Below are 24,723 nucleotides of genomic sequence, written 5' to 3'. Positions count from 1 at the left end.
TCAACTCATGCCAAGCCTCAAGGATCTGAAAAACCGGATCGGCAGCGTCAAATCGACGCGCAAGATCACCAAAGCCATGCAGATGGTCGCGGCGGCGAAGCTCCGCCGCGCCCAGGACGCGGCTGAGGCCGCGCGCCCCTATGCCGAAAAGATGGCCGATGTGGTCAATGGTCTCGCGGCTTCTGTCGCGGGATCGGACACGGCACCGAAACTTCTCGCCGGAACCGGCAGCGACCAGACGCATCTGCTGGTCGTCATGACCGCAGAGCGCGGGCTGTGCGGCGGGTTCAACTCGTCCATCGTGAAAATCGCGCGCTACCGGGCGGAAAAACTGGTGAGCGAGGGCAAGACCGTCAAGATCCTGACGGTCGGCAAGAAGGGCCGCGAACAGCTCAAGCGCGATCTGGGCGCCCATCTGGTCGGCCATATCGACCTGTCGGAAGTCAAGCGCGTGGGCTATGAGAACGCCTCCGACATCTCGAAGAAGATTTTCGAGATGTTTGATGCGGGCGAATTCGATGTCGCGACGATCTTCTTCAACCGCTTCGAATCGGTGATCAGTCAGGTGCCGACGCCCCGGCAGATCATTCCCGCCGAAGTACCGGAAGAGGCCGGCGCCGAGATGCTCTATGAATACGAGCCCTCGGAGGAAGCGATCCTGGCAGACCTGCTGCCGCGTTCCGTGACCACGCAGATCTTCACCGCTCTTCTGGAAAATGCCGCTTCCGAGCAGGGCGCGCGGATGTCCGCCATGGACAATGCGACGCGCAATGCGGGCGACATGATCGACCGTCTGACGATCCAGTATAACCGCTCGCGTCAGGCCGCGATCACCAAAGAGCTTATCGAGATCATTTCGGGCGCCGAGGCGCTCTGAGAACCCGGAGAGAGATGACAATGGCAACCAAAGGCAAAATCACACAGGTGATCGGCGCCGTCGTGGACGTGCAGTTCGACGGCGAGCTGCCCCCCATCCTGAACGCGCTGGAAACCGACAATAACGGCAAGCGCCTTGTTCTGGAAGTCGCGCAGCACCTTGGCGAAAACACCGTCCGCACCATCGCGATGGACGCAACCGAAGGTCTGGTGCGCGGCCAGACCGTCACCGATACCGGCGAGCCGATCATGGTGCCGGTGGGCGACGCCACTCTGGGCCGCATCCTGAATGTCGTCGGCGAGCCCGTGGACGAAGGCAAGCCGGTCGAGGCGACCGAGCGCCGCGCCATCCACCAGCCCGCCCCCGGTTTCGATGCGCAATCGACCGAAAGCCAGATCCTCGTGACCGGCATCAAGGTCATCGACCTCTTGGCCCCCTACTCGAAGGGCGGCAAGATCGGCCTCTTCGGCGGCGCCGGTGTGGGCAAGACGGTTCTCATCATGGAACTGATCAACAACATCGCCAAAGTGCACTCGGGCTACTCGGTCTTCGCCGGTGTCGGCGAGCGGACGCGCGAAGGCAACGACCTCTATCACGAGATGATCGAATCGGGCGTTATCAACCTCGAAAAGCTCGACGAGTCGAAAGTGGCACTGGTTTACGGCCAGATGAACGAGCCTCCCGGTGCGCGTGCGCGTGTGGCTCTGACCGGTCTGACACTGGCCGAGCAGTTCCGCGACCAGTCCGGCACCGACGTTCTGTTCTTCGTCGACAACATCTTCCGCTTCACCCAGGCAGGGTCCGAGGTGTCCGCACTTCTGGGCCGTATCCCTTCGGCTGTGGGCTACCAGCCGACGCTCGCCACCGACATGGGCGCGCTGCAGGAACGCATCACCTCGACCAAGGCAGGCTCGATCACCTCCGTGCAGGCCATCTATGTGCCTGCCGACGACCTGACCGACCCGGCACCGGCAACCTCGTTTGCGCACCTCGACGCAACCACCGTGTTGTCGCGCGCGATTTCGGAACTCGGCATCTACCCGGCTGTGGACCCGCTCGATTCCAACTCGCGTATTCTGGACCCGCAGATTGTGGGCGAAGAGCATTATCAGGTTGCGCGGGACGTGCAGGGGATCCTCCAGCGCTACAAGTCGCTTCAGGACATCATCGCCATCCTCGGGATGGACGAACTGTCGGAAGAGGACAAGCTGACCGTGGCCCGCGCCCGGAAAATCCAGCGCTTCCTGTCGCAGCCCTTCGACGTGGCCAAGGTCTTCACCGGTTCGGACGGCATTCAGGTTCCGCTGGAGAAAACCATCGCTTCCTTCAAGGCAGTTGTGGCTGGCGAATATGACCACCTGCCCGAAGCCGCCTTCTACATGGTCGGCGATATCGACGAAGTGATCGCAAAAGCGCAGCGTCTGGCCGCTGCGGCCTAAGGGGGTCCATCATGGCCGATACGATGCAATTCGACCTCGTCAGCCCCGAGCGCAAGCTTGCCTCGGGTGCTGTCCGGGCGGTGCAGATCCCCGGCGCTGAAGGTGATCTGACCGCCATGCCCGAGCATGCGCCGATGATCACCACGCTCCGCCCCGGTATCCTGATCACCGAAGGCGAAGGCGGCGAGTCCCGCTATGTCGTGACCGGTGGCTTTGCCGAGATCACGCCTGCGGGCACCACGGTTCTGGCCGAACGCGCCTTCGCCGCTGGCCCCGAGGGCCGCGCGGTGCTTGAGGCGCTGCTGACCGAGACCCGCGAGAAGGCGGCCAGCCTGTCGGGCCCGGACAAGGACGTGCTGGACAAGGCCGCAGGCGATCTGGAACGCACCATCGCGGCGCTGGCCTGATCCCTCGCTGAATGACCATCCAGAGCCCCGGCCCCGCAAGGCCGGGGCTTTGTCATGCACGCCGCAGATGGCGGCAATAGACCCGGATCATCCAGCCCAGCATGACGGCGTTGAGGATATGCCACATAAAATGCGTGCCCAGCGGAAACGCCGCACAGATGGGCCTGTCCAGCATCCGGAACCCCAGCGAGACACACAGGATCGCAGCCCCGATCAGCAAGCCCCGCCCCGTGGCGCTGCCCCGCAGATAAAGCCCATACCCCGCGATCAGAGCCGCGACACTCAGATAGGCTGCATTCGCCCCCAGCCCCGGCACGATCAGCCCCAGCGCCCAGCCAAAACCCACCGCATAGGGCAGAAAGGCCAACGTCACTGCGCCTGCCGCCACCCCGGATGCGCCCAGATAATCCCGCGTCGCCGCGAAGAGATAGAGCAGGATGAAGCCCAGGATCGGCAGCACATCGGCGAGCGCCGCCCAGCGCGTCGCATGCGTGTGCCACAGGAACGAGCCCAGCCCGATCACCGCCAGCATCACCGCCATGCCCCGTGCCAGCGGCAGGCCCCGCGTCATCGGCCAGACCCAGAGCGCGGCCAGCAGAAAGGCACCATTGCTCAGCGCATTGACCGGCTCGCTCCAATAGGTGAAATCTGTGCGTTCGCAATAGGCAATGATCTGTTCCATGGCCCTCACCGTAGCCGCGTGAAAAACCCCTGCAAGAGCGCTGTCGCCTCGATCGCGCCGATCCCGTCATAGACTTCCGGCACATGATGGCATTGCGGATGGGCAAAGATGCGCGGCCCCTGCGCCACGCCCCCCGATTTCGGATCACCCGCCCCGTAATAAAGCCGCGCAATCCGCGCGTTCGAGATCGCCGCTGCGCACATCGGGCAGGGCTCCAGCGTCACATAGAGATCGCAGCCCGTCAGCCGCTCCTGCCCGAGCGCCGCACAGGCCGCCCGCAAGGCCAGAATCTCCGCATGCGCTGTCGGATCACAGAGTTCCCGCGTGCGGTTGCCTGCCTGCGCGATCACATCCCCCGAGGCTGCGACCACAACTGCGCCCACCGGCACTTCACCGCGCGCCGCCGCCGCCCGCGCCTCGCGCAGCGCCAAATCCATATAAGAGCGAAAACCTGTCATGCCGCCAGCCTTGGCGCAGCGTTGCACTCCTCGCAAGCCCTGATCAAGGGCAGAGACAAGATACAATTCTCACAGTCATTTTCTTGCCCCCAATACTCTGGGGGGAAGCGGCTCTGCCGCTGGGGGCAAGGCCCCCCTGTCCCCTCAGCGGCGCCTGCACCGCCAGCGATGCAGCACATCGCCCCCCAGCGCCCGCTGCTCGACCAGATCAAAGCCCGGCGCATCCGCCAGCGCCGTCAGCCCCAATGCGCCGACGCCCGCGCGCCCTTCCGCCCCGATCAGCTTGCCCGCCGAGAAGACCACCAGCTCATCCACCAGCCCCGCGCGCAGCAGCGACGCCGCCAGCACCCCGCCCCCTTCGCAGAACACCCGCGTCAGCCCGCGCGCGCCCAGCGCCTGCAGCATGGCGCCCGCCTCGTAGCCGCCCTCCAGTGCGATCAGCTCCGCCCCCGCAGCCTGCCAGGCGGCGCGCTGCGCCGCAGGTGCCCCCGGCCCATGCAGCAGCCAGACCGGCACCTCGCGCGCGCTGGACCCAAGCCGCCCCGACGGGGCCAGATCCAGCCCCCGCGCGGCCACGATCCGCACCGGCTGATGTGCCACACCCAGTCCCCGCACCCGCAGATCCGGGTCATCGGCGCGCGCGGTCCCGGCCCCTATCAGCACCGCATCATGGCGCGCGCGCATCAGATGCACCATGCGCCGCGCCTCCGGCCCCGTAATCCAGCGGCTCTCGCCCGAGGCGGTGGCAATCCGCCCGTCCAGCGTCAGCGCCAGTTTCAGCGTCACCAAGGGCCGTCCCTCAGCCACGCGCAGCAGAAAGCCCGCATTGGCGGCGCGCGCGGCCTCACGCTCGACCCCCTCGACCAGCTCGATCCCGGCGGCGCGCAGCATCGCATGGCCCTTCCCCGCCACGCGCGGATCGGGGTCGGTCAGCGCCGTCACCACCCGCGTCACGCCCGCCGCGATCAGCGCCCCGGAACAGGGGGGGGTCTTGCCATGATGGGCGCAGGGCTCAAGGCTGACATAGGCGGTCGCCCCGCGCGCATCGCAGGCCGCCAGCGCCATGGCCTCGGCATGGGGTCTGCCGCCGGGCTGGGTCCAGCCGCGCGCCAGCACCTGACCATCGCGCACCAGCACGCAGCCGACCGCCGGATTGGGCCAGACATGTCCCAGCCCGCGCTGACCCAGCGCGATGGCCAGCCGCATGAAGCGACGATCCGTCTCGCTGGTCACAACCTACCCGGCATCCTTGGGATCAGGGCGCAGCTCCGACACGAATTTGTCGAAATCATCGGCTTCCTGAAAGTTCTTGTAGACCGAGGCGAAGCGCACATAGGCCACTGTATCGATCCGCGCCAGCGTCTCCATCACGATCTCGCCGATCATCTTCGAGGGGATATCGGTATCGCCCATGCTTTCCAGCCGCCGCACGATGCCGGAAATCATCTGGTCGATCCGCTCATGCTCGATCGGGCGTTTCTGCATCGCGATCCGCACCGAACGTTCCAGCTTCTCGCGGTCAAAGGCCTCGCGCCGCCCGTTCGATTTCACCACCACCAGATCGCGCAACTGCACCCGTTCATAGGTGGTGAAGCGCCCGCCACAGGCCGGGCAGAAACGCCGCCTTCGGATCGCGCCATGGTCTTCTGCGGGGCGTGAATCCTTCACCTGCGTATCGGTATTGCCGCAAAACGGACAGCGCATGTCCTCTCCCTCGGGTTTGTTCCAGACCTCTCCGCAAGGACTATAGGCAAACCCCGATGCTTTGGGTAGCATGAATGATACCCCACCAGATCATGGGGCGCGGCATGTTGCCTCGGAGACTCAGAAAGTGCCGCCCGCTCAGCGCACCACGATCACGCGGGTCTGCGCCATGCCTTCGGCGCGCACCATGTCGAAGAAGGTGCGCGCATTGCTCGGATGCAACCGCACACATCCGGCCGAAGCCGGACGCCCCAGACGCCCGATCTCATCCGTGCCATGGATCGCATAATGCCCGGAATAAAACACTGCATAGGGCATGGGCGCATTGTTGTAGCGGCTGGAGCGGTGATTGCGCGACAGGAATTGCGGCCGCCAGGTGCCCGTGGGGGTGATCTTGCCGCTGCGCGCGGTCGAGACCGGCCATTCATAGAGCAACTGACCGTGGTGATAGACATGCATGACCTGAGCCGAAAGGCTGACGCGCGCAACAAGCCGGTCAGCCTGCGCAGGCAGGGCCGCAAAGGTCAGGACGAGCGCAGAGAAAAGCGCCGGAACCAGCGATCGTGACATGGGGCCTCATCCGAAAAAGATCTGTTCAAATCTGCCCGGAACGGACCCAAATCAGTGCGACGCAGGAAAAGATTCGAGTCAAGCGGATTCTTGCCGATTGACACAGTGACGCGGGCCTTCTCAAAAGCGCCCTCCCCTCTTGCCGAATCTGGCGCAAGGTGGGATGGGAGCGGGCATGAACACAGCATCCGACAAGAAAATTGCCCTCGTCACCGGCGCCTCGCGCGGTCTGGGGGCGGCACTGGCCGAAACGCTGGCCGCGCGCGGCTGGCATGTCGTGGCTCTGGCGCGCACGATGGGCGCGCTGGAAGAGCTTGACGACCGTATCAAATCGCGCGGCGGCAGCGCCACGCTCGCCGCCATGGACATCACCAAGGACGATGCGATCCGGCATCTGTGCCGCGACATCCATGACCGCTGGGGGCATCTCGATCTCTGGGCGCATACTGCCATCCAGGCCCCGCCCATGAGCCCCGCCGATCACATCGCGCTCAAGGACTGGGACAAATGCGTGGCGATCAATATCCGCGCGACCGGGTTCCTGATCCCGATGGTGGCGCCACTTCTGGTGGCGGCCCCTGCCCGCGCCACGGCGCTCTTCGTCGAGGATCAGATCGCAGGCGGGAAATTCATGGGCGCCTATGGCGCCTCCAAATCCGCCCAGATCGCACTAGCGCGGGCATGGCAGCAAGAAAGCACCAAGACCGGCCCACGCGTGCTGATCGAGCACGCCGCCGCCATGCCCACCGCCCTGCGCGCCCGCTTCTACCCCGGCGAGAACCGCGCGACGCTCACGCCTTGCATGCAGGAAGCCGAGCGCATGGCCGCACTGATCGAAAGCTGATCTGCGATCCACGCGAAACGCATGAAAAAAGCCGGCGCAATGCCGGCTTTTTGCTGTCTTTGAAGGCGCTTGCCCGGCTCAGTTGGCCTGACGGCGTAGGAAGGCCGGAATTTCGATCCGGTCCTCGGATGCAGCCGGGGCCACCTCTTCGTCGTAATGCGAGACCGGCGGCGCGACGCGGCGCTGTTGTGCATGGGCCGCCTGCTGCGGCTCGTGACCATGCCCTGCCATGCGGCTGATCAGCGAGCCGATCCCGAAACGCGATCCTCTTTCCGGTTCACGCTCGGCCATAGGCTGAGGGCGCGGCGCCTGCGCTGCCGGACGCGCCTGAGCATGTTCGGGCGCTTTCTGCACCGCGCGCTGCAACCGGGCCAGTGTCTCGGGCGAAGGGGTGCCCGCCATCTGACGGCGCGGCGCGGTGAAAGCGGCTTCCGAAGCATGGCCATAGGATTGCGCGCCCGGATGCCCCCGCTCGGACAGCACCGAGTCAATGTCGAAGCTGTCTTCGCGCGCATAGCTTGCCGCTTGACGCACCGGCTCTTCGATCGGTTCATATTGTTGCGCGACCGGGCGCTGCGGCATCGGGGCGGGGCGGCGGACAGGTTCTTCGGAGAACAGATTCTGCTGCTCCGGCGCAGTCTCAGCAACCGGCTGCGGCGCGGCTTCGGCCAGACGCACGGGCTCGGGGCGCGGTGCGGGCTCGGGGCGGGCAGCAGCGGGTTCGGGCCGTGCGGCGGGCTTTTCGGCCAACGGCGCGCGCACGGGCTCGGCATAGCTGCGGCGCGGAAGCTCTTCGGCCTGCGCCTTTTCGCCCACATCGATCCCGGTGGCGACGACCGACACGCGCAGCGTGCCCTCCATCGACGGATCAAGGGTCGAGCCGACAATGATATTCGCATCCGGATCCACTTTCTCGCGGATACGGTTTGCGGCCTCGTCCAATTCGAACAGGGTCAGGTCATAGCCGCCGGTGATGTTGATCAGCACACCGCGCGCGCCATGCAGGCTGATTTCGTCCAGCAGCGGGTTGGCAATCGCCTTCTCGGCGGCATGGATCGCACGATCCTCGCCCTCGGCCTCGCCGGTGCCCATCATGGCCTTGCCCATCTCATCCATCACCGCGCGCACATCGGCAAAGTCGAGGTTGATCAGGCCCGGACGGACCATCAGATCGGTCACACCCTTCACGCCCTGGTAGAGCACGTCATCGGCCATAGCAAAGGCATCGGTGAAAGTGGTGCGCTCATTGGCCAGACGGAACAGGTTCTGATTGGGAATGATGATCAGCGTATCGACCACCTGCTGCAGCGCCTCGATCCCTTCTTCGGCCTGGCGCATGCGCTTGTTGCCTTCAAACTGGAAAGGCTTGGTGACAACACCCACCGTCAGCACACCCAGTTCGCGCGCGGCCTGCGCGATGATCGGCGCCGCCCCGGTGCCGGTGCCGCCGCCCATACCGGCGGTGATGAAGCACATATGCGACCCGGCCAGATGATCGATGATTTCCTCGATGGTCTCTTCGGCAGCGGCAGAGCCGACAGAGGGGCGTGCCCCCGCGCCCAGCCCTTCGGTGATCTTGACGCCCATCTGGATGCGACCGCTGGCACGGCTTTGCTGAAGCGCCTGCGCATCGGTATTCGCCACGACGAATTCGACACCCTCAAGCTGCTTCTCAATCATGTTGTTGACAGCATTCCCGCCTGCGCCGCCCACACCGAAGACCGTGATGCGTGGGGCAAGGTCAGTTTGCCGGGGCGCTTCCGAAAAATTCAAAGCCATGTCACTCACTCCGCCTCTCTTTTGCCGACGCTCTTGCCAGTCGAGCGCTTCGGGTGCCTGATTTTTCTTGAATCCTACAGCGCTTACAAGCCGAGGTCATCAAAAATCTCACAAATTCCCACCATATCTGGCAACTTTTATGCGGTTTTCCGCCGAATTTCGGCCCCGACACTTGATTTTGCGATCACCAGTTGTCTCTGAACCATTTGACTGCCCGCTTGAGCGAGCGCGCCGGGTAAGTCTCGACCGGAAGGTCGAAATCCCACCACTCATCCTGCGGCCGCGTGGCCAGAAGACACATGCCCACAGCGCTGGAAAACGCCTGCCCCGACGCCGCCTGAGGCAAGCCGCGCACCCGCATCGGACGGCCAAGGCGCACCTGCTGGCCGAAGATGCGCGCGGCCAGCCCGTCCAGCCCCGGCACCAGCGCCGCCCCCCCGGTCAGCACGACCTGCTGGCTGGGCAGATGGCTGAACCCTGCCGCATCCAGCCGCGCGCGGACCTCTTCCAGAATCTCCTCGATCCGAGGGCGCATGATGCCGATCAGCTCGGCCCGGCTGACACGGCGACGATCCTTGTCCCAGTCCCCGCTATCGCCCGAGAGCGCGATCATCTCGCGATCATCCATCGAGGTCGCCTGCACGCCCCCATGCACTGTCTTGATCCGCTCTGCGGTGGCAAAATCGATCTGCAGACCCTTGGAGATATCCGATGTGACATGCCCGCCCCCCATGCGCACGCAATCGGTGTAGATCATGTGTTTCTTGATGAAGATCGACACGCTGGAACTGCCCGCGCCCAGATCGATACAGGCCGCGCCAAGCTCCTGCTCATCCTCGACCAGCGCCGACATGCCCGAGGCATAGGCGCTGGACGCGATCCCGGCCAGTTCGACATCGCAGCGCTTGAGAACATTGCAGATATTCTGCACAAGGCTTGCATCCACCGTCACCAGATGCATGTCGCAGGACAGTTTGCGCCCGGATTGCCCGCGCGGATCGGACAGGCCAGAGCGGTGATCCAGCACGAAATTGATCGGCTGGGCATGCAGCACCTCGCGCCCTGCCCCGAAATCGGGCATGTCACAGGCCGCCATCACACGCGCAATGTCATTCTCGCCGACCAACCCGTCAGTGATCTCAACATCACCCGCCAGCCCATAGGACCGCGGATTGCCCCCCGACAGGCAGACCATCACATGATCAACACGGGTCTGCGCCATTTTCTGTGCGGCCTGAAGCGCTGTGCGCACCGCGCTTTCGGTCTCTGCCATGGCCGAAACCTCGCCATAGCGCACCCCGCTGGAGCGCGTTGTGCCCGCACCGATCACCCGCATGCCAACCTGACCTGCCATATTGCCGATTCCGGCCCGCGACAGATCCTCGGCCCCGGTCTCAAGCTTCAGTACAAGCGCCGCGATCTTGTAGGTGCCGATATCCAGCACGGCAATCACGCTGCGTTGCATGGCAGTGCGGCGCATCTGGCGCATGGCGCGTTGCGAAGCGTAGGGATCCATCATCATCGAAAAGACTCCTGGGATTGCATGCGTATTTCGCGCAGGGTGTCCATCGCCCCGGCGCTGATCTGAAGAACGGGACGGGCGGGGTTGCGCAGATCCGCCACGACCAGATCGCGGGTCAGAAGATCCTGCGCCTGTTCCAGCGCGATCACGCGCTCAAGGGCTGCCAGCGCATCGGTCTCGGGCAGGCGGATGCGCTGATCGCGGTCCAGCACCACATCCCAGCGCCGTTCGCCGATCCGCACCAGACCGATCAGCCGTTCCCCCAGCGGCGCGGCGGCATCCAGCAGATCCAGCGCCTCGCGGATCTGCTCATTCGCGCCCGCCCCCGCGATCAGAGGCAGATCGGGCCGCATGTCGCGGCTGGCAACATAGGCCACGCGCACCCCTTCGGTATCCAGCAGTTCCAGCCCGCCGCCATTGCGCCACAGGATCGCAGGCACGCGCTCGATGACACTCAGCGTCAGCACCCCGTCGGACAGAAGCCGCAGATCGGCAGAGCGCACCCAGTCCAGCGCCTCGATCTCGGCGCGCAGCGCATCCAGATCCAGCCGGAACGAGGATTGCGGCAGATCCAGATCCAGCCGCGCCGAAAGCGCCGCATCCAGTTCCGGCGTGACCTCATGCCATCTCAGCTCTGTCACCATGAATTCGGGACGGTCCACAAAGGCCGAATACATCGCCTCGATGGTGCCAGCGAGCGCCTCACGATTGACCGGGTTCGAGAAATAGAGGGCGACCGCAGACACCACGGCAAGCGCAGGCAGGCCGTATTTGAAAAAAGCGCGATAGGCCGGCGTCAGCCAGATACGCTGCATCCGGTAACCCACGCGCCCCGCGCCGAAACGCCGCCGCCGCGCCTTGCCCCTGCGCGGTGCCGCAGGCGGTGCCACGGCCGCGAATCCCGCGATCTGCTCGGGCAGGACAGGCTGCTCCGGCGCCACCGCGCCGTGATCGGCCTGCATCAGGTCCGGCGCAACAGCGTCTGCCGCGCCACGCGCCTGCAGAGTGTGATCCAGACTGCCCAGGCGGCAATCCCCGATATCAAACCTCTCGGCGGACGCTCCGCGCGCCGCCGGTGCGGGTACGCGCGCGCGCGGCACCGCGCTGATCGGCAGGATATCCTCCTGCGCATATTCCTCGGCGCGCGCCGCCCCCAGATGATCCCAGAACCCCTGCGCATCGCTCAGCGCGGATAGCGGCGCGTCGCGATCATCCGGGTCTAGCGGTCGCATGAGGCATCCTCCACCATCCAGCGACACAGATCGGAAAAGCTGATCCCGCAATGCCCGGCCTGTTCAGGCACCAGCGATGTCGGCGTCATGCCCGGCTGGGTGTTCACTTCCAGAATGATCAGCCCCTCCAGGCCACGGCTCTCATCCCAGCGGAAATCGGTGCGGCTGACACCCCGGCAGCCCAGCACCTGATGCGCCCGCAGCGCCAGATCCAGACAGGCATCATGGATATCAGCGGGGATATCGGCAGGCACCACATGGCGCGACCCGCCGGGCTTGTATTTGGCGTCGTAATCATACCAGCCATCGGTCAGGATATCCGTGACCGTCAGCGCGCGGTCGCCCATGACGGTCGTCGTCAACTCCCGCCCCGGCGCGAAAGCCTCGACCATCACTGTCTCGGGCATGTCCTCTGACAGGGCTGGCGGGCGGTTTGCCCCCTCCTGCACCAGATAGACGCCGACCGAACTGCCCTCATTATTGGGCTTGATCACATAGGGGGGCGTCAACAGATGCGCGGCCATCGCATCGGATTTGGGCGCCAGACACGACGCCACAACCGGCAGCCCCGCCACCCGGAAAGCCGCTTTCGAGCGCTCCTTGTCCATTGCCAGCGCCGATGCCAGCACACCCGAATGCGTATAGGGAATGCGCAGCCATTCCAGAATGCCCTGAACGCAGCCATCTTCGCCGAACCGGCCATGCAGCGCGTTGAAAACGATATCCGGCGCGATTTCGACCAGACGTTGCACGACATCGCCGCGCGCATCCAGCTCGATCACCTCATATCCTGCCACCCGCAGCGCTTTCGCGCATTCATGCCCTGAGGACAGCGACACCTCTCGCTCTGACGAGAGTCCGCCTTTCAGCACACATATCCGGGGGGCTGCCCTGCTCGACATGCCCATTCCCACTGCCTCTGGCCTTTGCGGCCTTTTTTTGCCCGAATTTCCGGGCGTTATTCGTTCTCTTCGGCGCTCAACCGTAGCTTTGGCACCTGTGCATCCGGCACGGCTTCGCCGACCCGCATGATTTCCCAGTGTAGCGAAATCCCACGCGCTTGCAAAACCCTTTTTCGCACTTCCTCGCCCAGCGCCTCCAGATCCGCCGCCGTGGCCCCGCCCGCATTGATCAGGAAATTCGGGTGTTTGGGCGACATCTGCGCGCCGCCCAGCCGTGCGCCGCGCAAGCCCGCATCCTCGATTACCTTCCAGGCTTTCAACTCATGCGTGTCATCCGCACGCCCCGTCGAGGAAAACCCCGCCGGGTTGCGAAAGGTCGATCCGGCGCTGCGCTCTTTCGTGGGCTGGGTCGCATCGCGCCGCGCAAGCTGCTCCTCCATCCGCGCATGCAGCGCCGCCGGGTCGCCCTCGGGTGCCTGAAACCGCGCGCCCAGAATGATCGTGCCCTCGGGCAGGTCCGAATGGCGATAGGCGAGCTTCAGCTCCGCCGCAGGCAGCACATGGCGCAGCCCCGTCCGGTCCATCACCTCGACCTCGATCAGGTGATCGGCGACATAGGTGCCATAGCAGCCCGCATTCATCCGCACCGCGCCCCCGATACTGCCCGGAATGGTGCGCAGAAAGGTCAGATCGCGCCCGCCATCCGCCGCTTTGCGCGCCACATGCGCGTCAAGTGCCGCCGCGCCCGCCGTGATGGTCTGGCCGATCCCGATCCCGTTGAAGCCGCGCCCCAGCCGGATCACCACCGCGCGGATGCCGCCGTCGCGCACGATCAGATTCGAGCCTACCCCCATTGGAAACACAGGGATTTCCGGGTCGAGCGCGCGCAGAAAATCGCTCAGATCCTCGGCATCGGCAGGCTGGAACAGCCAGTCGGCAGGTCCGCCCACGCGCAGCCATGTCAGACTGTCGAGCGGTTTTTGCGGCGTCAGCGTGCCGCGCGTTTGGATCAGATCAGGTGTCATGGCGCATGAGGTAGCGCGATTGCGTGGGGCTTGTCGAGAGCGCGTGTCAGGTCAGGATCACGAAGTCCTTGGTCAGGTCTTCGATCACCTCGAATATGCCGCTGAAACCGGGGCGGAGGATATGCCGCCCGCCGGGCTCCAAGGGGGTGGTCTGACCGGTCGCATCGGTCAGGGTGCCGCGCCCGGTCAGGACGTGGAAATATTCCCATTCGTCATAGCTGACCCGCCATTTGCCGGGGGTGGAGTGCCACACTCCCGCGTAAAGCGGCGCGCGGTCTTCGGCGAGCCATGTGCTGTGCACCTGGTCGCCCGCGATGAGTTTGGCAGGGTCCGGGCGGGTGATTTCATCGGGCGCGCGGTCGAGCGGGAGAGTCAGATGCAGGTGCGGCATGGGGTGGCTCCATTGGGCGAAGGAATGGGCGGTGCTTCAGGGCGGACGGGTTAAGATGGTGGAGTTCCCGACTTGATCGCATTTATTGCTTTCGGAATATCAAGCTTGTCCTTGAGTAGTATAGCGCCCCCTGCGACTGCGGCGAATGTCCCAAGCCCCATAAGGCCCAATGAACCAGCGACGGCAGAGGCCAAGGCAAGACGACCTGCGAAAACCACCCGTTCGTCTGCCGGCCTGCCAGCGACGAATTTCTTGGCCTCAATATTCCAGTGCTGCGCCTGTTCTTTCAGAACCACTCCCCAGCTTGCGATATGTTCTATTTCTTCAACCGACTGCACCCCAAATTTCGGCAACAGGTCAAGAATTTCTGTTGCAGCCTCTTTTAGCTTATTGAGTGCGCCCAGCATTCCATCGCGAATATCTGGCTCCAAACTGTTGGTACAACGGATGCGCTCAATCTCTTGATCAGCAACGTCCATAAGTGCGCCAAGTTGAAGCGCAAGTACTGGTCCATTCTCTTGGACCGACGACTGGACGCGCCTGATCATGGTTGGTGTTAGCTTCACGGGCGCGATTGGCGGGCGCTCCTGATGTTCTGCAACAATCCTCTGGATTAACGCATTGACGTGATCAGCGCCTTTGTCCCAGTCCTTGGGGTCGATCAGGGCGATCTTGGTCAGCAGGTCGTAATCCTGCGGGCGACCGTGGAGGGCGCTGTCATACCACTCCACCCAGAAGCGCCAGCCCTCGCCCAGCGCCAGAACTTGCGGGCGCAACACGGACCATTTATTAATAAGATAGGGCGCGTTGTCGGCTAACGGCTTTGACATGTAGTCAGTCAGGCCAGTTGCTGCCTGAATTTCTGCCCCCAAGCTGGACCAGTAGTCTTGTTCAGGCACGCCAAGAACCTGCTCGGATAGCTTGCAAGCACTGTCAATTCCGGTTGACGCCATTTTGGCATTGATCTCGGGGAGCAAGCCTATTGCCGCAACTGCAAACGATGCCGCGTCTGATGTCGCTTCACTTTGCGCTGCATATTCCGCATTGTCCACAAGCGCAGTAATGCCCTTCATTGCAGCGCAACCAGAAATCATCAGACAAGGCAGCTCCTGGAAAAAAGACGCTATCGATGTATCCGTGCTTGGTGGCGCAGCGGTTCCACCCCATTCCACTGGCAAAACCCGCATCGCTGCGCGATGCGCAATCGCCACGGCCCAACGTCGCGCCTCTTCGCGCTCAGCCTCCGTCCCCTGCGGCAATGCCTCCAGCCAAGCCTTCAGGCTATCCGCATCCCTGATCTCCGGAACCGCCCTCAATTCCCGCCCCCCAGCAGGCGTTGCAAGCGGTTGCCGATTTCCTGCTCTACGCCGCGGCGGATTGTGTCCTGAACGCGCTCGCCCTCTTGCCGTTCCATCCCCAGATCGCGTTGCAAGCGCTCTTCCAGTTGCGAGCGGGTGCGCTCTTCCAGACGGCGGGCTTCTTCGCGGGCGATTTCTTCCAGCCGCTCCTGCTCAACCCGCATCTGTTCGCGCGCAAGTGCTTCCAGGTCCAGCCGAAAACGCGGCTCGGACCATGGGCCGGTGATCATCAGCGGCACGCGGAATGTGTCCTCGCCGCGCACCGCGGCAGGCACCAGACGGAAATCCAGATTGCGCGCGCCAAGGCCTATCGCGCCTTCGCCAGTCACCGAGAAGCCCGATGCCTCCAGACGCAGGTCAGAATTGCGCAAAACCCCGTCTGATATCGCAAATGTGCCAGTAACCCGGTCATATACGGTACGATTCCGCTCTCCCATGTAGGACATGTCCAGGTTTCGCAACATTCCGGCCAGATCGAAGCCGATTATTTCACCCTGTGAAAAATCAATTCGTCCGTCACCGCGCAAAGATTGCATGATCGCATGCATGGAATTGCCCACGCCAAGGAATTGCAGATCGAAATTGGCCTGCCCCTGAAGCCGCCGGTATTCGGCCATTTCGGTCAGCAGGGGCAAGAGATCGATCCCCCGGAAGCGCAGATTGCCGCCCACCGACAGGCCGGAGCGGTTGTTCATCACGAACTCGCCTGCGACCTGCCCGCCGAAGAGCGCCACCTCGCGCAGATCCAGCACGGCCCGCGCGCGGTCGATGGTCACGCCCAGCCGTGTGCGGCCCAGAGTGGTCAGATCGGTGCGCAGCCCGTTCAGCGTGACCGAGACATCGGCATCAAGGAGACCAAGGGCAGAGGCGTCGATGGGCGCGCGGGACCAGCCCTCGGGGGCTGCGCCGCCCGCATCCCCCCCCGCGCCACCGGCAGAGCGCAGATCCAGCACATCGCCGGTGAACTGCCCGGTCAGGCGGGGGCGTTCGCCCCCCGGCGCCAGATCGGCGGCACCCGCGAGCCGGATCCCGCCCGCCCGGAACTGCGCCTCGCGCGCGAAAAGCCGCCCGTCTGCGGTGCGGGTAAGCTGCCCGTTCAGGCCAAGCGGCAGATAGGAGGCGTCGATATCCCCCCCCACTTCGCCCACAAGCTGCATCAGCGGGCGCAGCGCGGGGATATTGGCGGCAAGCTGGCCGTCCAGCGCCAGATCCGCAAGCCCCATGCGGCCTGCGAAAGTGATGCTGGACCCGGCAGCAGTGGTGTCGAGCATCACTTGGGTCACTGCGCCGGAGAGGAAGCGTTCGGCATTGTCGGTCGAGGCGGTCACCTCGAAAGGCTGGCCGTTCATCTGGCCAGCGGCGCGCAATTCGGCGGGGCCGGTCAGCGCGGGCATGCGCAGGGTCGCATCCAGCCCGGCCAGACGCAGGTCGCGGCCCGATTGCGCATCCTCGATCCGGGCGCTGCCGCCGATGATGCGCGCCTCGGCCAGCGAGACATTGCGCGCGCGAACCTCTGCAGGCGGGGCACCAGCGGCCACAGCCTCGTCAGGCGTGGCCGCGCGGGTGAAATCCCAGTTCACGCGGCCTTCTCGGTCGCGGATCAGATGCAGGCGCGGGTTCTGGATCACGACGCGGCTGACCTCGATATCGCCGCGGATCAGCGCGGCAAGGTTCAGCCCGATATCCATCTCGCCCGCTTCCAGCATCGGCCCCGCGCCCGCCCAATCGGGATTGCCGATGGTGACATCCTGCGCGGTGGCGCCGATCACCGGGTAGAAACTGGGCTTCACCGCCCCGCCGAGAACAAGCGTGCGCCCGGTCGCAAGCTGGAACTGTTCCGTGGCCAATGTGGCGATGCGCTGGGTCGGCAGCAGGAAGAGCGCGGCCCCCATGAGGACAACCAGACCGACACACATGGCAATCAGGGCTTTGATCAGACGCATTTTTCCTCCGAACCGAAACGGTCACACCCGCGCATTGGCGCGAATCTATCGCTGCAAGGCCAGCCTGTCTTGGGCAAAATCCCCTATGGCAGGATTTCGCGCATGGGACGGGACTTGCAACACGTCCTGCCATATGAAACAGGAAGGCTGGTTTATCTCAAAGGTGGCTCAGGTCATGTCCGGCATCATCACCCGCTTCGCGCCCTCGCCTACGGGCTATCTGCATATCGGCAATCTGCGCACAGCGCTGTTCAATTATCTGATAGCACGCAAATCCGGCGGGCAATTCATCCTGCGGCTGGATGACACCGATCAGGAGCGGTCAAAACAAGAATATATCGACGGGATTCAGCAGGATCTGGAATGGCTGGGTCTGGGATGGGACCGGATCGAGCAGCAATCGAAGCGGCTGGAGCGCTATCAGGCCGCTGCCGATCAGATGCGCGCGGATGGGCGGTTCTATGAATGTTTCGAGACGCCGACCGAGCTGGATCTGAAGCGCAAGAAGCAGCTGAATATGGGCAGGCCGCCGGTCTATGACCGGGCGGCACTGGGGCTGGATGAGGCGGCCAAGGCGAAGCTGCGCGAAGAGCGTGCGGGCTATTGGCGGTTTCTCCTGGATCAGGCGCGGATCGAATGGGAGGACGGGATCCTCGGGCCGCTCTCGATTGATGCGGCATCCGTCTCGGACCCGGTGCTGATCCGGGCCGATGGGCAGGTGCTGTATACGCTCGCCTCGGTGGTGGATGACATGGAGATGGGGGTCACGCATATCGTGCGCGGCTCGGATCATGTGACGAATACGGCGACGCAAATCCAGATCATTCAGGCGCTGGGCGGCACCCCGCCCGATTTCGCGCATCATTCGCTGCTGACGGGCGCGCAGGGCGAGGCCCTGTCCAAGCGGCTGGGCACGCTGAGCCTGCGCGATCTGCGGGCGCAGGGGGTGACACCGGCGGCGTTGTTGTCGCTGATGGCGCGGCTGGGCTCGAACCAGCCGGTGGAATTGCGGCTGACGCTCGATGAGATCGCGGATGGCTTCGATCTGGCGCAATTCGGCGCGGCGCCGACGAAGTTTGACCCCGAGGATCTGTGGCCGCTGACGCGGGCCGATCTGCAGGGGCGGCCCTATGCGGCGGTGGCGGATCAGATCGCGGCTTTGGGCGTGCCCGAGGCGCTGGCCCCGCAATTCTGGGATGTGGCGCGCGAGAATATCGGCACGCTTGAGGATCTGGGGGCATGGTGGGCGCTGTGCCGCGATGGGGCAGAGCCGGTGATCGCGCCCGAGGATGCGGAATTTGTGGCGCAGGCTTTGGACCTGCTGCCGCCGCCGCCCTATGGAGCGGAGGCGTGGAAGGACTGGACCGGGGCGGTGAAAGCGGCCACGGGGCGCAAGGGCAAGGGGCTGTTCATGCCCTTGCGGCTGGCGCTGACGGGACAGGCGCAGGGGCCGGATATGGGCGCGCTGATGCCGCTTCTGCAGCGGGTGCGCGCGAAAGGGTGATGCGTGCAGTAGGGTGCGTGCTGGAGCACGCACCCTACAGGCGGGGTCTCAGCGCCCCGGCGCTTCCCAGGTCAGTCCATGCGCGTGGTAGATCGCCTCGATGCGCCCGTCGCGCACGGCCTCTGTCAGGATGTCATCGAGCTCATAGCTGAGCATGCGCGCGGTGTAGAAGGCGGTCGCGATGCCGATTGGCCATGAGCCTATGGCGAGCCCCGGCAGGGGCCCGCTCTCAACGGCAAATTCCGGCGCGTCGCGCAGATAGTGCTCCAGACGCGAGCGGATGCCCATGACGGCGCTCACCTCGCCCGCGCGCAGCAGGTCAATCGCCTCTGGCAGCGTGCGGCGGCGGGTCATGTTGCGGATCAGCGCGCCCTGCTGCAGCCCGGTCAGGTAGAAATCAGACAGCGAGTGATTTTCCACGGCGACGGTTCTTGTGGTGAAACTGCCCGGCCAGGGCGGCTCATCCGGGTAGTCCGAGCGGCGATAGGCGATGGCGATGCGTTCCTGCGCATAGCGTCCGGTCAGGGCTGCCAGTTCATTGCGGTAATCCAGCTCGCGGTTATAGGGCACGCGCATCAGCACATTCACCACGCGCCGCCCCATGTAATGCCCGCGCCAGATATAGTTGCGCAGGTCGGTATCCACATCCTCGTCGGCGGGCAGGTCGGTCACGCGCAGACCAACGCCCAGCGCCTCGGCGATCAGGCGGGCAAGGGCCACATCCACCCCCTGCAATTGCCCGGAACTGTCGCGCCAGGAATAGGGAGCGAGATCCTCATAGACACCGATCTCGATATAGCCGCGCGCCATGATCTCGTCATAGTCGATGCCCACGCGGTCGCGGCCGGAATCGTCGGAGGGAAATTCACGCGCAAAAAGTCCTGACCCGGCGAGGGTCAGGACAGTCATCAGCACAAGAGCTGACAGGGAGGTTCTCAGTCGCATTCGCATCTCCGTCCGGCACCGCATCAGCGGGCCACTGACAGGCCGATGGTCAGGGTTTCATCCGCTTCGCGCAGCGCGCGTTCGCCGCCGCGTTCCAGTATCACCGCCGCACGCCGCGCGATGCTGTCGGCCTTGGGCGCGCCGGACATGGTGGGCACGGCCAGCGCGATCTCCATCAACTCGACATGGAGGGCGGCGATTTCCTCGGCGTAATCCTCGGCGCTGGCGCTGCCTGCGGCGATGGCTTCCTGCTTGGCGCGCAGCCCGTCACGGATATCGCGCAGGCGGGGCATATGTTCGGCAATGCCATCAGGGTCGGGGCGGGTTTCGATATAGGTGCGGATCGCCCACATCGCCTGCTGGTTCATCAGATCCTCGTAGGCGGGCATCCGGTCGCCGGAGCCGCGGCGGATGCGCTCCAGGAACCATTCATCGTCCATTTCCTCGGCCATGAGGAAGCGCAGGTCGGGGGCCAGCCCGCCCGAGACGACTTCGAGCCCGTGGCAGCGCGCACAATTCTGGTTATAGGCGCTGTCACCGATGCGCAGCGCGCGTTCCCAGTATTCGCTTGACGGGTCGCGGAACGGGTTTTCGAACTCCCAGCCGCCGGTCAGATCCGGCAGCCCCTCGGTATTCACGGGTTGCGGTGCGACATCGCCATGCGCATGCGCCAGAGTGGCCGACAGGCACAGGGCAAGGGCTGCGGCTGGCAGGCGGGTCAGGGTGGTATTCATCGTCTCTCCTCCGGGTATTTCAGGCTTGGGATGAGCCTAGCGAAGCCGTTTTCCGCGCGCTATTCGACCATGGGCTATGCGACGAAGGGATGAGATCCGGCCTGAAAACAGTTGGTCGCGTCCGGCCTCGTCAGCCCTGCCCCTGCGCGGTCATTCGACGATGAAACTGCCGGTCATGCCGCGATCTTCCAGCCCGCGACAGCCGAACTGATAGGTGCCGGGACGGATCGGGACGAAGAAGAGTTCTGCCTCGCCATCAGAGTCCATCTCAAGCTCGTTGAGCTGGGCGACCTTGATTTCCATATTCCCGGCCTCGATCTTGCGCAGCCAGGTGTTCTTGAAGAACGACGGCGCTTCCCAGTTGCATTCATGCCAGCCCACCGCCTGAATGGTCAGCCGGTAGCTCTGCCCGGTCTGCATCCGGTATTCATTTGGTTCCATGCCGAAGCCATTATCGCCGGTGCCGACCTGCAGCGCCTCCAGCTCGATTGGCTGGGTTGCCAGATCGCCGCCAGCAGCATGGGCCGCGCCACCAAGTGAAAGAACCGAAGCTGCGGCGAATATCGCAATGCGTGTCATGTCTGTCTCCTCCGTTGGCATGATCGCGCAAGCCTAGGCAGCACCGCGCGCGCTTGGGAATAGGACCATCGTCTATGCAACCAAGGTCTAATTTCGGGTCGGCGCGATGCCGGGCTACCCTTGGCGCAGCCTTTGGGAGGAGGCCGCATGACACAGCAATCCCTGATCATTCCGACCGTTCTCGCGAGCTTTGTTGCCAGCACGGCACAGGCCAATATCGAGGTGCCGATTGCCTATCTGGAGATGGAGGTCGAGCGCCCGCCGGTGCTGACCAATCTGGACCCGATCCCTGATGATCTGGGCCGGATGGGGGCCGCGCTGGGGCTTGCGGATAATGCCACCACGGGCGGGTTCATGGGGCATGACTACAGCCTGAGCGATCTGGTGGTGCCCCTGGGCGAGGATTGGCTGGAGGCTGCGCGCGCGGTGCTGGCAGACCATCGGATTGTGGTGGTGAACGCGCCCACTGACGCACTGCTGGCGCTGGCCGATCTGCCAGAGGCCGAGGGCGCGCTGATCTTCAATGCCAGCGCCGAATCGGAGGCGCTGCGCGAGGAAGAATGTCGCGCGAATGTGCTGCACACGATGCCGAGCTATGCGATGCGGGCGGATGCGCTGATGCAGTTTCTGGTCACCAGGCGCTGGAGCGATCTGGTGATGATCACCGGTCAGCGCCCGGCGGATCTGGAATTTGCGACGGCGCTGCGCCATTCCGCCACCAAATTCGGGGCGCGGATCCGGGCCGAGAAGGACTGGGACACGGATTCGGACATGCGGCGCAATATCGGGCAGGAATTTCCGGTCTTCACGCAGGATTTCCCCGGCCATCACGTGCTGCTCGTGGCCGATGAGGCGGGCGATTTCGGCCCCTATCTGGAATTCAACGCCTGGGAGCCGCGCCCGGTCGCCGGATCAGCGGGGGCGCGGCCCGATGCCTGGTCGGACCGGGTGGAGGCTTATGGCGCGGCGCAGTTGCAACTGCGCTTCAAGCGGCTGGCAGAGCGCCCGATGGGGGCGGTGGATTATGCCGCCTGGGCGGCAGTGCGCTCGGTCGGCGAGGCGGTGACGCGGCTGAACAGCAATGATGCGGGCGCGATCCGCGACTATCTGCTGGGCGATGCGTTTGAACTTGCGGCTTTCAAGGGGGCGGCGATCACCTATCGCGACTGGAACGGGCAGATGCGCCAGCCCATGCCGGTGGCCACGCGCACGGCCCTTGTCGCGATGACACCCATGCCGGGCTTTCTGCATGAGGTGAGCACGCTTGACACGCTGGGTCGCGACCGGCTTGAGACGGCCTGCAGGGCTTTTGACTGAAAGGACTGAAGCAATGATCCGCAACACAGTTTCCGCCTTTGCCCTGAGCGCGCTGATGGCGACCCCGGCGATGGCGCAGGAAGTCTGGATCTCGAATGAGCGCGACAACACCATCAGCATCATTGACGTGCCTACGATGGAGGTGGTCGAGACGATCAAGGTGGGGGCGCGTCCGCGCGGGATCATGTTCAGCCATGACTATTCGGTGGCCTATCTCTGCGCCTCTGATGACAGCACGATTCAGGTGATCGATGTGGCGACGCGGCAGATCCTGCATAATCTGCCCTCGGGCGAGAACCCCGAGACCTTTGCGCTGCACCCGGATAACCGGCATATCTGGATTTCGAATGAGGATGACAACATCACCTCGGTTCTGGATGTGGTGGACCGGGTGATCGTGGCGCAGATCCCGGTGGGGGTGGAACCCGAGGGCAAGGCGATCAACCATGCAGGGACCATCGCCATCACCACGTCCGAGACCACCAATATGGCGCATTGGATCGATACGGAAACGCATGCGATCTTTCACAATTCGCTGGTGGGGTCGCGGCCGCGCCATGCGGAATTCACCAGTGATGACGCACGGCTGTTTGTCAGTGCCGAGATTGGCGGGGGCTTGCATGTGTTCGACACCGGGACATTCGAGGAACTGGCCGAGATCCGCTTCGAGATCCCCGATGTGCATCCGCATGATGTGCAGCCGGTGGGGTTTCGGCTGACCGAGGATATGACCCGCGCCTATGTGGCGCTGGGTCCGGCCAACCGGATTGCGGTGGTGGATATCGAGAGCTACGAGGTGCTGGGCTATCATCTGGTCGGACGCCGGGTCTGGCATATGGCGATGTCGGATGACGAGAAACTCCTGTTCACCACGAACGGGGTTTCGGGGGATGTGACGATCATTGATCTGGAACGGGGCGAGCCGGTCAGGACGGTCAAGGTGGGGCGTTTCCCCTGGGGGGCGGCTTACCGGCCTGCGGAGCGCTGATGGCCGCGCTTGAGGTCACGGGGCTGAGCTTTCGCTATGGCCGGAAAGAGGCGCTGAAAGGCGTCTCTTTTGCGGTTCAGCCGGGCGAGTTCTGCGCGCTGCTTGGCCCCAATGGCGCGGGGAAATCGACGCTTTTCGCGCTGCTGACGCGGCTGTTTGTGGCGCGCGCGGGGCGGATCGCGGTGATGGGGCAGGATTTGCAGGCCCGCCCTTTGGCCGCGCTCGCGCAGATGGGGGTGGTGTTTCAGCAGATGACGCTGGATCTGGATCTGAGTGTTGCGCGCAATCTGGCCTATTTTGGCGCCTTGCACGGGCTGTCGCGGCGCGAGAGCGCGGCGCGGGCGCAGGAGGTTCTGGCGCGGCTGGATATGCTTGAGCGCGCAGGCGAGAAGGCGCGCGATCTGAATGGCGGGCATCGGCGGCGGCTGGAGATCGCGCGCGCGCTGATGCATCGCCCGCGCCTGCTTTTGCTGGATGAGCCGACCGTAGGGCTGGATGCGCGGGCGCGGGCGAGCATCACCGCCCATGTGCATGCGCTGGCGCGCGAGGACGGGCTTGCGGTGCTCTGGGCCACGCATCTGGTGGATGAGGTGGCGGCTGACGATACCGTGCTGATCCTGCATCAGGGCGAGGTTCTGGAGACCGGGCGGGCGCGGGACATTGCCCCGGAAAACGGGCTGGCCGCGCATTTCATGGCGCTGACCGAGGAGGCGCTCCCATGAGCCCCTATTGGCGCGCCCTGTCGGCGATCCTGCTGCGCGAGGCACTGCGTTTTGTCACCCAGCGCGAGCGCTTTCTGGCCGCCCTTGTGCGCCCGCTGGTGTGGCTGGTGGTCTTTGCCGCCGGGTTTCGCGCCGCGCTCGGGCTGTCGATCACGCCGCCCTATCAGACCTATATCACCTATGAGACCTATATCCTGCCGGGGCTGGTGGCGATGATCCTTCTCTTCAACGCGATGCAATCGGCGCTGTCACTGGTCTATGACCGCGAAATGGGGTCGATGCGGCTCTTGCTGACCGCCCCCCTGCCCCGGTGGTGGCTTTTGTTCTGCAAGCTTCTGGCGGGGGTGCTGGTCTCGATCCTGCAAGCCTATGCGTTTCTGGGGATTGCGTGGGCCTATGGGATCAGGCTGCCGCCGATGGGCTATCTCTGGGTGCTGCCTGCGCTGGTCGTGGTGGGGCTGATGCTGGGGGCGGTGGGGCTGTTCCTGGCCTCGACCATCCGGCAGCTGGAGAATTTCGCGGGGGTGATGAATTTCGTCATTTTCCCGGTCTTCTTTCTCTCGACCGCGCTTTATCCGCTGTGGCGGATGGCCGAATCCTCGCGGCTCTTGCGTGATATCTGTGCCTGGAACCCGTTTTCACACGCAGTCGAACTGATCCGCTTCGCGCTCTATCTGCGGCTGAATACCGAGGCGCTGGGCTGGGTCGCGCTGAGTTTCGCGGCGTTTCTGGCGCTGGCACTCTGGGGGTTCGATCCGGCGCGCGGCATCATGACCCGCAAGACCCGGTGACCGAAAAGGA

The 24,723-nt window shown here is 64.4% G+C and carries 25 protein-coding genes; 9 read left to right on the top strand and 16 right to left on the bottom strand.

The window, feature by feature from the left end; translation table 11 throughout:
• Nucleotides 1–7 precede the first annotated feature (7 nt).
• From BG457_RS15260 to BG457_RS15250, 3 genes are read left to right on the top strand one after another with little or no spacing between them, the layout of a single operon-like run.
• Entirely contained in the window at nucleotides 8–877 is an 870-nt protein-coding gene (locus BG457_RS15260; protein ID WP_071798220.1) for a F0F1 ATP synthase subunit gamma, read from the top strand.
• Nucleotides 878–891: 14 nt separating this feature from the next.
• Nucleotides 892–2,316, top strand: coding sequence for a F0F1 ATP synthase subunit beta (gene atpD, locus BG457_RS15255; protein WP_175546813.1), 1,425 nt, complete (start codon nucleotides 892–894; stop codon nucleotides 2,314–2,316).
• 11 nt (nucleotides 2,317–2,327) lie between these two features.
• On the top strand, nucleotides 2,328–2,723 hold the full coding sequence (locus BG457_RS15250; RefSeq protein WP_071798218.1) for a F0F1 ATP synthase subunit epsilon: 396 nt from the start codon (nucleotides 2,328–2,330) through the stop codon (nucleotides 2,721–2,723).
• A gap of 52 nt (nucleotides 2,724–2,775) precedes the next feature.
• Here BG457_RS15250 and BG457_RS15245 read toward each other — a convergent pair whose 3' ends face one another.
• From BG457_RS15245 to BG457_RS15225, 5 genes are all read right to left on the bottom strand, one after another.
• Nucleotides 2,776–3,405 carry a hypothetical protein gene (locus tag BG457_RS15245; protein WP_071798216.1) on the bottom strand — a complete coding sequence of 210 codons (630 nt, stop codon included), beginning with the start codon at nucleotides 3,403–3,405 and terminating at the stop codon, nucleotides 2,776–2,778.
• A gap of 5 nt (nucleotides 3,406–3,410) precedes the next feature.
• Nucleotides 3,411–3,863 carry a nucleoside deaminase gene (locus BG457_RS15240; RefSeq protein WP_071798214.1) on the bottom strand — a complete coding sequence of 151 codons (453 nt, stop codon included), beginning with the start codon at nucleotides 3,861–3,863 and terminating at the stop codon, nucleotides 3,411–3,413.
• 144 nt (nucleotides 3,864–4,007) lie between these two features.
• Nucleotides 4,008–5,096, bottom strand: a complete 1,089-nt coding sequence (ribD, locus tag BG457_RS15235) for a bifunctional diaminohydroxyphosphoribosylaminopyrimidine deaminase/5-amino-6-(5-phosphoribosylamino)uracil reductase RibD (protein ID WP_071798212.1) — start codon at nucleotides 5,094–5,096, stop codon at nucleotides 4,008–4,010.
• Between the two features lie 3 nt (nucleotides 5,097–5,099).
• A complete protein-coding gene (gene nrdR, locus BG457_RS15230; protein ID WP_071798210.1) occupies nucleotides 5,100–5,567 on the bottom strand; it encodes a transcriptional regulator NrdR in 468 nt (155 codons plus the stop codon).
• A gap of 138 nt (nucleotides 5,568–5,705) precedes the next feature.
• Nucleotides 5,706–6,137, bottom strand: coding sequence for a L,D-transpeptidase (locus BG457_RS15225; protein ID WP_071798208.1), 432 nt, complete (start codon nucleotides 6,135–6,137; stop codon nucleotides 5,706–5,708).
• A gap of 175 nt (nucleotides 6,138–6,312) precedes the next feature.
• On the opposite strand from BG457_RS15225, the gene BG457_RS15220 reads away from it, so the two are divergent.
• Nucleotides 6,313–6,981: an SDR family NAD(P)-dependent oxidoreductase gene (locus BG457_RS15220; RefSeq protein ID WP_071798205.1), complete on the top strand. Its 669-nt coding sequence runs from the start codon at nucleotides 6,313–6,315 to the stop codon at nucleotides 6,979–6,981.
• 78 nt (nucleotides 6,982–7,059) lie between these two features.
• On the opposite strand, the gene ftsZ is transcribed toward BG457_RS15220, so the two are convergent.
• The 8 genes from ftsZ to BG457_RS15180 form a co-directional block, all read right to left on the bottom strand.
• Nucleotides 7,060–8,760, bottom strand: coding sequence for a cell division protein FtsZ (gene ftsZ / locus BG457_RS15215; RefSeq protein WP_071799214.1), 1,701 nt, complete (start codon nucleotides 8,758–8,760; stop codon nucleotides 7,060–7,062).
• A gap of 184 nt (nucleotides 8,761–8,944) precedes the next feature.
• Entirely contained in the window at nucleotides 8,945–10,279 is a 1,335-nt protein-coding gene (ftsA, locus tag BG457_RS15210) for a cell division protein FtsA (RefSeq protein WP_071799213.1), read from the bottom strand.
• Complete coding sequence (locus tag BG457_RS15205) at nucleotides 10,279–11,514, bottom strand: cell division protein FtsQ/DivIB (RefSeq protein ID WP_084657668.1); 1,236 nt, start codon at nucleotides 11,512–11,514, stop codon at nucleotides 10,279–10,281. The genes ftsA and BG457_RS15205 overlap by 1 nt, the downstream gene beginning before the upstream one ends.
• Nucleotides 11,502–12,422: a D-alanine--D-alanine ligase gene (locus tag BG457_RS15200; RefSeq protein ID WP_175546812.1), complete on the bottom strand. Its 921-nt coding sequence runs from the start codon at nucleotides 12,420–12,422 to the stop codon at nucleotides 11,502–11,504. The genes BG457_RS15205 and BG457_RS15200 overlap by 13 nt, the downstream gene beginning before the upstream one ends.
• A 50-nt stretch (nucleotides 12,423–12,472) precedes the next feature.
• Nucleotides 12,473–13,441, bottom strand: coding sequence for a UDP-N-acetylmuramate dehydrogenase (gene murB, locus BG457_RS15195; RefSeq protein WP_071798203.1), 969 nt, complete (start codon nucleotides 13,439–13,441; stop codon nucleotides 12,473–12,475).
• A gap of 46 nt (nucleotides 13,442–13,487) precedes the next feature.
• Nucleotides 13,488–13,832, bottom strand: a complete 345-nt coding sequence (locus BG457_RS15190; protein WP_071798201.1) for a cupin domain-containing protein — start codon at nucleotides 13,830–13,832, stop codon at nucleotides 13,488–13,490.
• 50 nt (nucleotides 13,833–13,882) lie between these two features.
• Nucleotides 13,883–15,148: a hypothetical protein gene (locus tag BG457_RS15185; RefSeq protein ID WP_139257798.1), complete on the bottom strand. Its 1,266-nt coding sequence runs from the start codon at nucleotides 15,146–15,148 to the stop codon at nucleotides 13,883–13,885.
• Nucleotides 15,145–17,133 (bottom strand): AsmA family protein, encoded by a 1,989-nt coding sequence (locus BG457_RS15180; RefSeq protein ID WP_071798198.1) that lies wholly within the window; start codon nucleotides 17,131–17,133, stop codon nucleotides 15,145–15,147. The genes BG457_RS15185 and BG457_RS15180 overlap by 4 nt, the downstream gene beginning before the upstream one ends.
• Nucleotides 17,134–17,308: 175 nt before the next feature.
• On the opposite strand from BG457_RS15180, the gene gltX reads away from it, so the two are divergent.
• Nucleotides 17,309–18,637 carry a glutamate--tRNA ligase gene (gene gltX, locus BG457_RS15175; protein WP_071799210.1) on the top strand — a complete coding sequence of 443 codons (1,329 nt, stop codon included), beginning with the start codon at nucleotides 17,309–17,311 and terminating at the stop codon, nucleotides 18,635–18,637.
• 48 nt (nucleotides 18,638–18,685) lie between these two features.
• On the opposite strand, the gene BG457_RS15170 is transcribed toward gltX, so the two are convergent.
• The 3 genes from BG457_RS15170 to BG457_RS15160 form a co-directional block, all read right to left on the bottom strand.
• Complete coding sequence (locus BG457_RS15170; protein ID WP_071799209.1) at nucleotides 18,686–19,582, bottom strand: transporter substrate-binding domain-containing protein; 897 nt, start codon at nucleotides 19,580–19,582, stop codon at nucleotides 18,686–18,688.
• Between the two features lie 23 nt (nucleotides 19,583–19,605).
• The gene (pedF, locus tag BG457_RS15165) at nucleotides 19,606–20,316 is read right to left on the bottom strand and encodes a cytochrome c-550 PedF (RefSeq protein WP_071798195.1); all 711 of its coding nucleotides are present in this window, start codon (nucleotides 20,314–20,316) and stop codon (nucleotides 19,606–19,608) included.
• A 150-nt stretch (nucleotides 20,317–20,466) separates the two neighbouring features.
• Entirely contained in the window at nucleotides 20,467–20,895 is a 429-nt protein-coding gene (locus BG457_RS15160) for a cupredoxin domain-containing protein (RefSeq protein ID WP_084657667.1), read from the bottom strand.
• 147 nt (nucleotides 20,896–21,042) lie between these two features.
• Here BG457_RS15160 and BG457_RS15155 point away from each other — a divergent pair, with 147 nt between their 5' ends.
• The 4 genes from BG457_RS15155 to BG457_RS15140 are packed head-to-tail and all read left to right on the top strand — an operon-like array spanning nucleotide 21,043 to nucleotide 24,713.
• Complete coding sequence (locus BG457_RS15155; RefSeq protein ID WP_071798192.1) at nucleotides 21,043–22,212, top strand: ABC transporter substrate-binding protein; 1,170 nt, start codon at nucleotides 21,043–21,045, stop codon at nucleotides 22,210–22,212.
• 13 nt (nucleotides 22,213–22,225) lie between these two features.
• On the top strand, nucleotides 22,226–23,200 hold the full coding sequence (locus BG457_RS15150) for a PQQ-dependent catabolism-associated beta-propeller protein (RefSeq protein ID WP_071798190.1): 975 nt from the start codon (nucleotides 22,226–22,228) through the stop codon (nucleotides 23,198–23,200).
• Nucleotides 23,200–23,922 carry an ABC transporter ATP-binding protein gene (locus tag BG457_RS15145; protein WP_071798188.1) on the top strand — a complete coding sequence of 241 codons (723 nt, stop codon included), beginning with the start codon at nucleotides 23,200–23,202 and terminating at the stop codon, nucleotides 23,920–23,922. The genes BG457_RS15150 and BG457_RS15145 overlap by 1 nt, the downstream gene beginning before the upstream one ends.
• Nucleotides 23,919–24,713: an ABC transporter permease gene (locus BG457_RS15140; RefSeq protein ID WP_071798186.1), complete on the top strand. Its 795-nt coding sequence runs from the start codon at nucleotides 23,919–23,921 to the stop codon at nucleotides 24,711–24,713. The genes BG457_RS15145 and BG457_RS15140 overlap by 4 nt, the downstream gene beginning before the upstream one ends.
• Nucleotides 24,714–24,723: the final 10 nt, after the last annotated feature.

It is taken from the genome of Natronohydrobacter thiooxidans, from assembly GCF_001884735.1.
GTDB classification, from domain to species: domain Bacteria; phylum Pseudomonadota; class Alphaproteobacteria; order Rhodobacterales; family Rhodobacteraceae; genus Roseinatronobacter; species Roseinatronobacter thiooxidans_A.
This window is presented reverse-complemented; position numbering and strand designations above follow the sequence as displayed.

Excerpts from the sequence above, each read along its gene's own strand:
- BG457_RS15225 (WP_071798208.1), bottom strand. The coding sequence starts at position 6,137 with ATGTCACGATCGCTGGTTCCGGCGCTTTTCTCTGCGCTCGTCCTGACC.
- BG457_RS15205 (WP_084657668.1), bottom strand. The coding sequence starts at position 11,514 with ATGCGACCGCTAGACCCGGATGATCGCGACGCGCCGCTATCCGCGCTG.
- BG457_RS15245 (WP_071798216.1), bottom strand. The coding sequence starts at position 3,405 with ATGGAACAGATCATTGCCTATTGCGAACGCACAGATTTCACCTATTGG.
- BG457_RS15250 (WP_071798218.1), top strand. The coding sequence starts at position 2,328 with ATGGCCGATACGATGCAATTCGACCTCGTCAGCCCCGAGCGCAAGCTT.
- BG457_RS15150 (WP_071798190.1), top strand. The coding sequence starts at position 22,226 with ATGATCCGCAACACAGTTTCCGCCTTTGCCCTGAGCGCGCTGATGGCG.
- BG457_RS15260 (WP_071798220.1), top strand. The coding sequence starts at position 8 with ATGCCAAGCCTCAAGGATCTGAAAAACCGGATCGGCAGCGTCAAATCG.
- BG457_RS15240 (WP_071798214.1), bottom strand. The coding sequence starts at position 3,863 with ATGACAGGTTTTCGCTCTTATATGGATTTGGCGCTGCGCGAGGCGCGG.
- nrdR (WP_071798210.1), bottom strand. The coding sequence starts at position 5,567 with ATGCGCTGTCCGTTTTGCGGCAATACCGATACGCAGGTGAAGGATTCA.
- BG457_RS15160 (WP_084657667.1), bottom strand. The coding sequence starts at position 20,895 with ATGACACGCATTGCGATATTCGCCGCAGCTTCGGTTCTTTCACTTGGT.
- ftsA (WP_071799213.1), bottom strand. The coding sequence starts at position 10,279 with ATGATGGATCCCTACGCTTCGCAACGCGCCATGCGCCAGATGCGCCGC.
- ftsZ (WP_071799214.1), bottom strand. The coding sequence starts at position 8,760 with ATGGCTTTGAATTTTTCGGAAGCGCCCCGGCAAACTGACCTTGCCCCA.
- BG457_RS15180 (WP_071798198.1), bottom strand. The coding sequence starts at position 17,133 with ATGCGTCTGATCAAAGCCCTGATTGCCATGTGTGTCGGTCTGGTTGTC.
- atpD (WP_175546813.1), top strand. The coding sequence starts at position 892 with ATGACAATGGCAACCAAAGGCAAAATCACACAGGTGATCGGCGCCGTC.
- BG457_RS15200 (WP_175546812.1), bottom strand. The coding sequence starts at position 12,422 with ATGGGCATGTCGAGCAGGGCAGCCCCCCGGATATGTGTGCTGAAAGGC.
- BG457_RS15220 (WP_071798205.1), top strand. The coding sequence starts at position 6,313 with ATGAACACAGCATCCGACAAGAAAATTGCCCTCGTCACCGGCGCCTCG.
- BG457_RS15145 (WP_071798188.1), top strand. The coding sequence starts at position 23,200 with ATGGCCGCGCTTGAGGTCACGGGGCTGAGCTTTCGCTATGGCCGGAAA.
- BG457_RS15155 (WP_071798192.1), top strand. The coding sequence starts at position 21,043 with ATGACACAGCAATCCCTGATCATTCCGACCGTTCTCGCGAGCTTTGTT.
- gltX (WP_071799210.1), top strand. The coding sequence starts at position 17,309 with ATGTCCGGCATCATCACCCGCTTCGCGCCCTCGCCTACGGGCTATCTG.
- BG457_RS15190 (WP_071798201.1), bottom strand. The coding sequence starts at position 13,832 with ATGCCGCACCTGCATCTGACTCTCCCGCTCGACCGCGCGCCCGATGAA.
- pedF (WP_071798195.1), bottom strand. The coding sequence starts at position 20,316 with ATGAATACCACCCTGACCCGCCTGCCAGCCGCAGCCCTTGCCCTGTGC.
- murB (WP_071798203.1), bottom strand. The coding sequence starts at position 13,441 with ATGACACCTGATCTGATCCAAACGCGCGGCACGCTGACGCCGCAAAAA.
- BG457_RS15140 (WP_071798186.1), top strand. The coding sequence starts at position 23,919 with ATGAGCCCCTATTGGCGCGCCCTGTCGGCGATCCTGCTGCGCGAGGCA.
- BG457_RS15170 (WP_071799209.1), bottom strand. The coding sequence starts at position 19,582 with ATGCGACTGAGAACCTCCCTGTCAGCTCTTGTGCTGATGACTGTCCTG.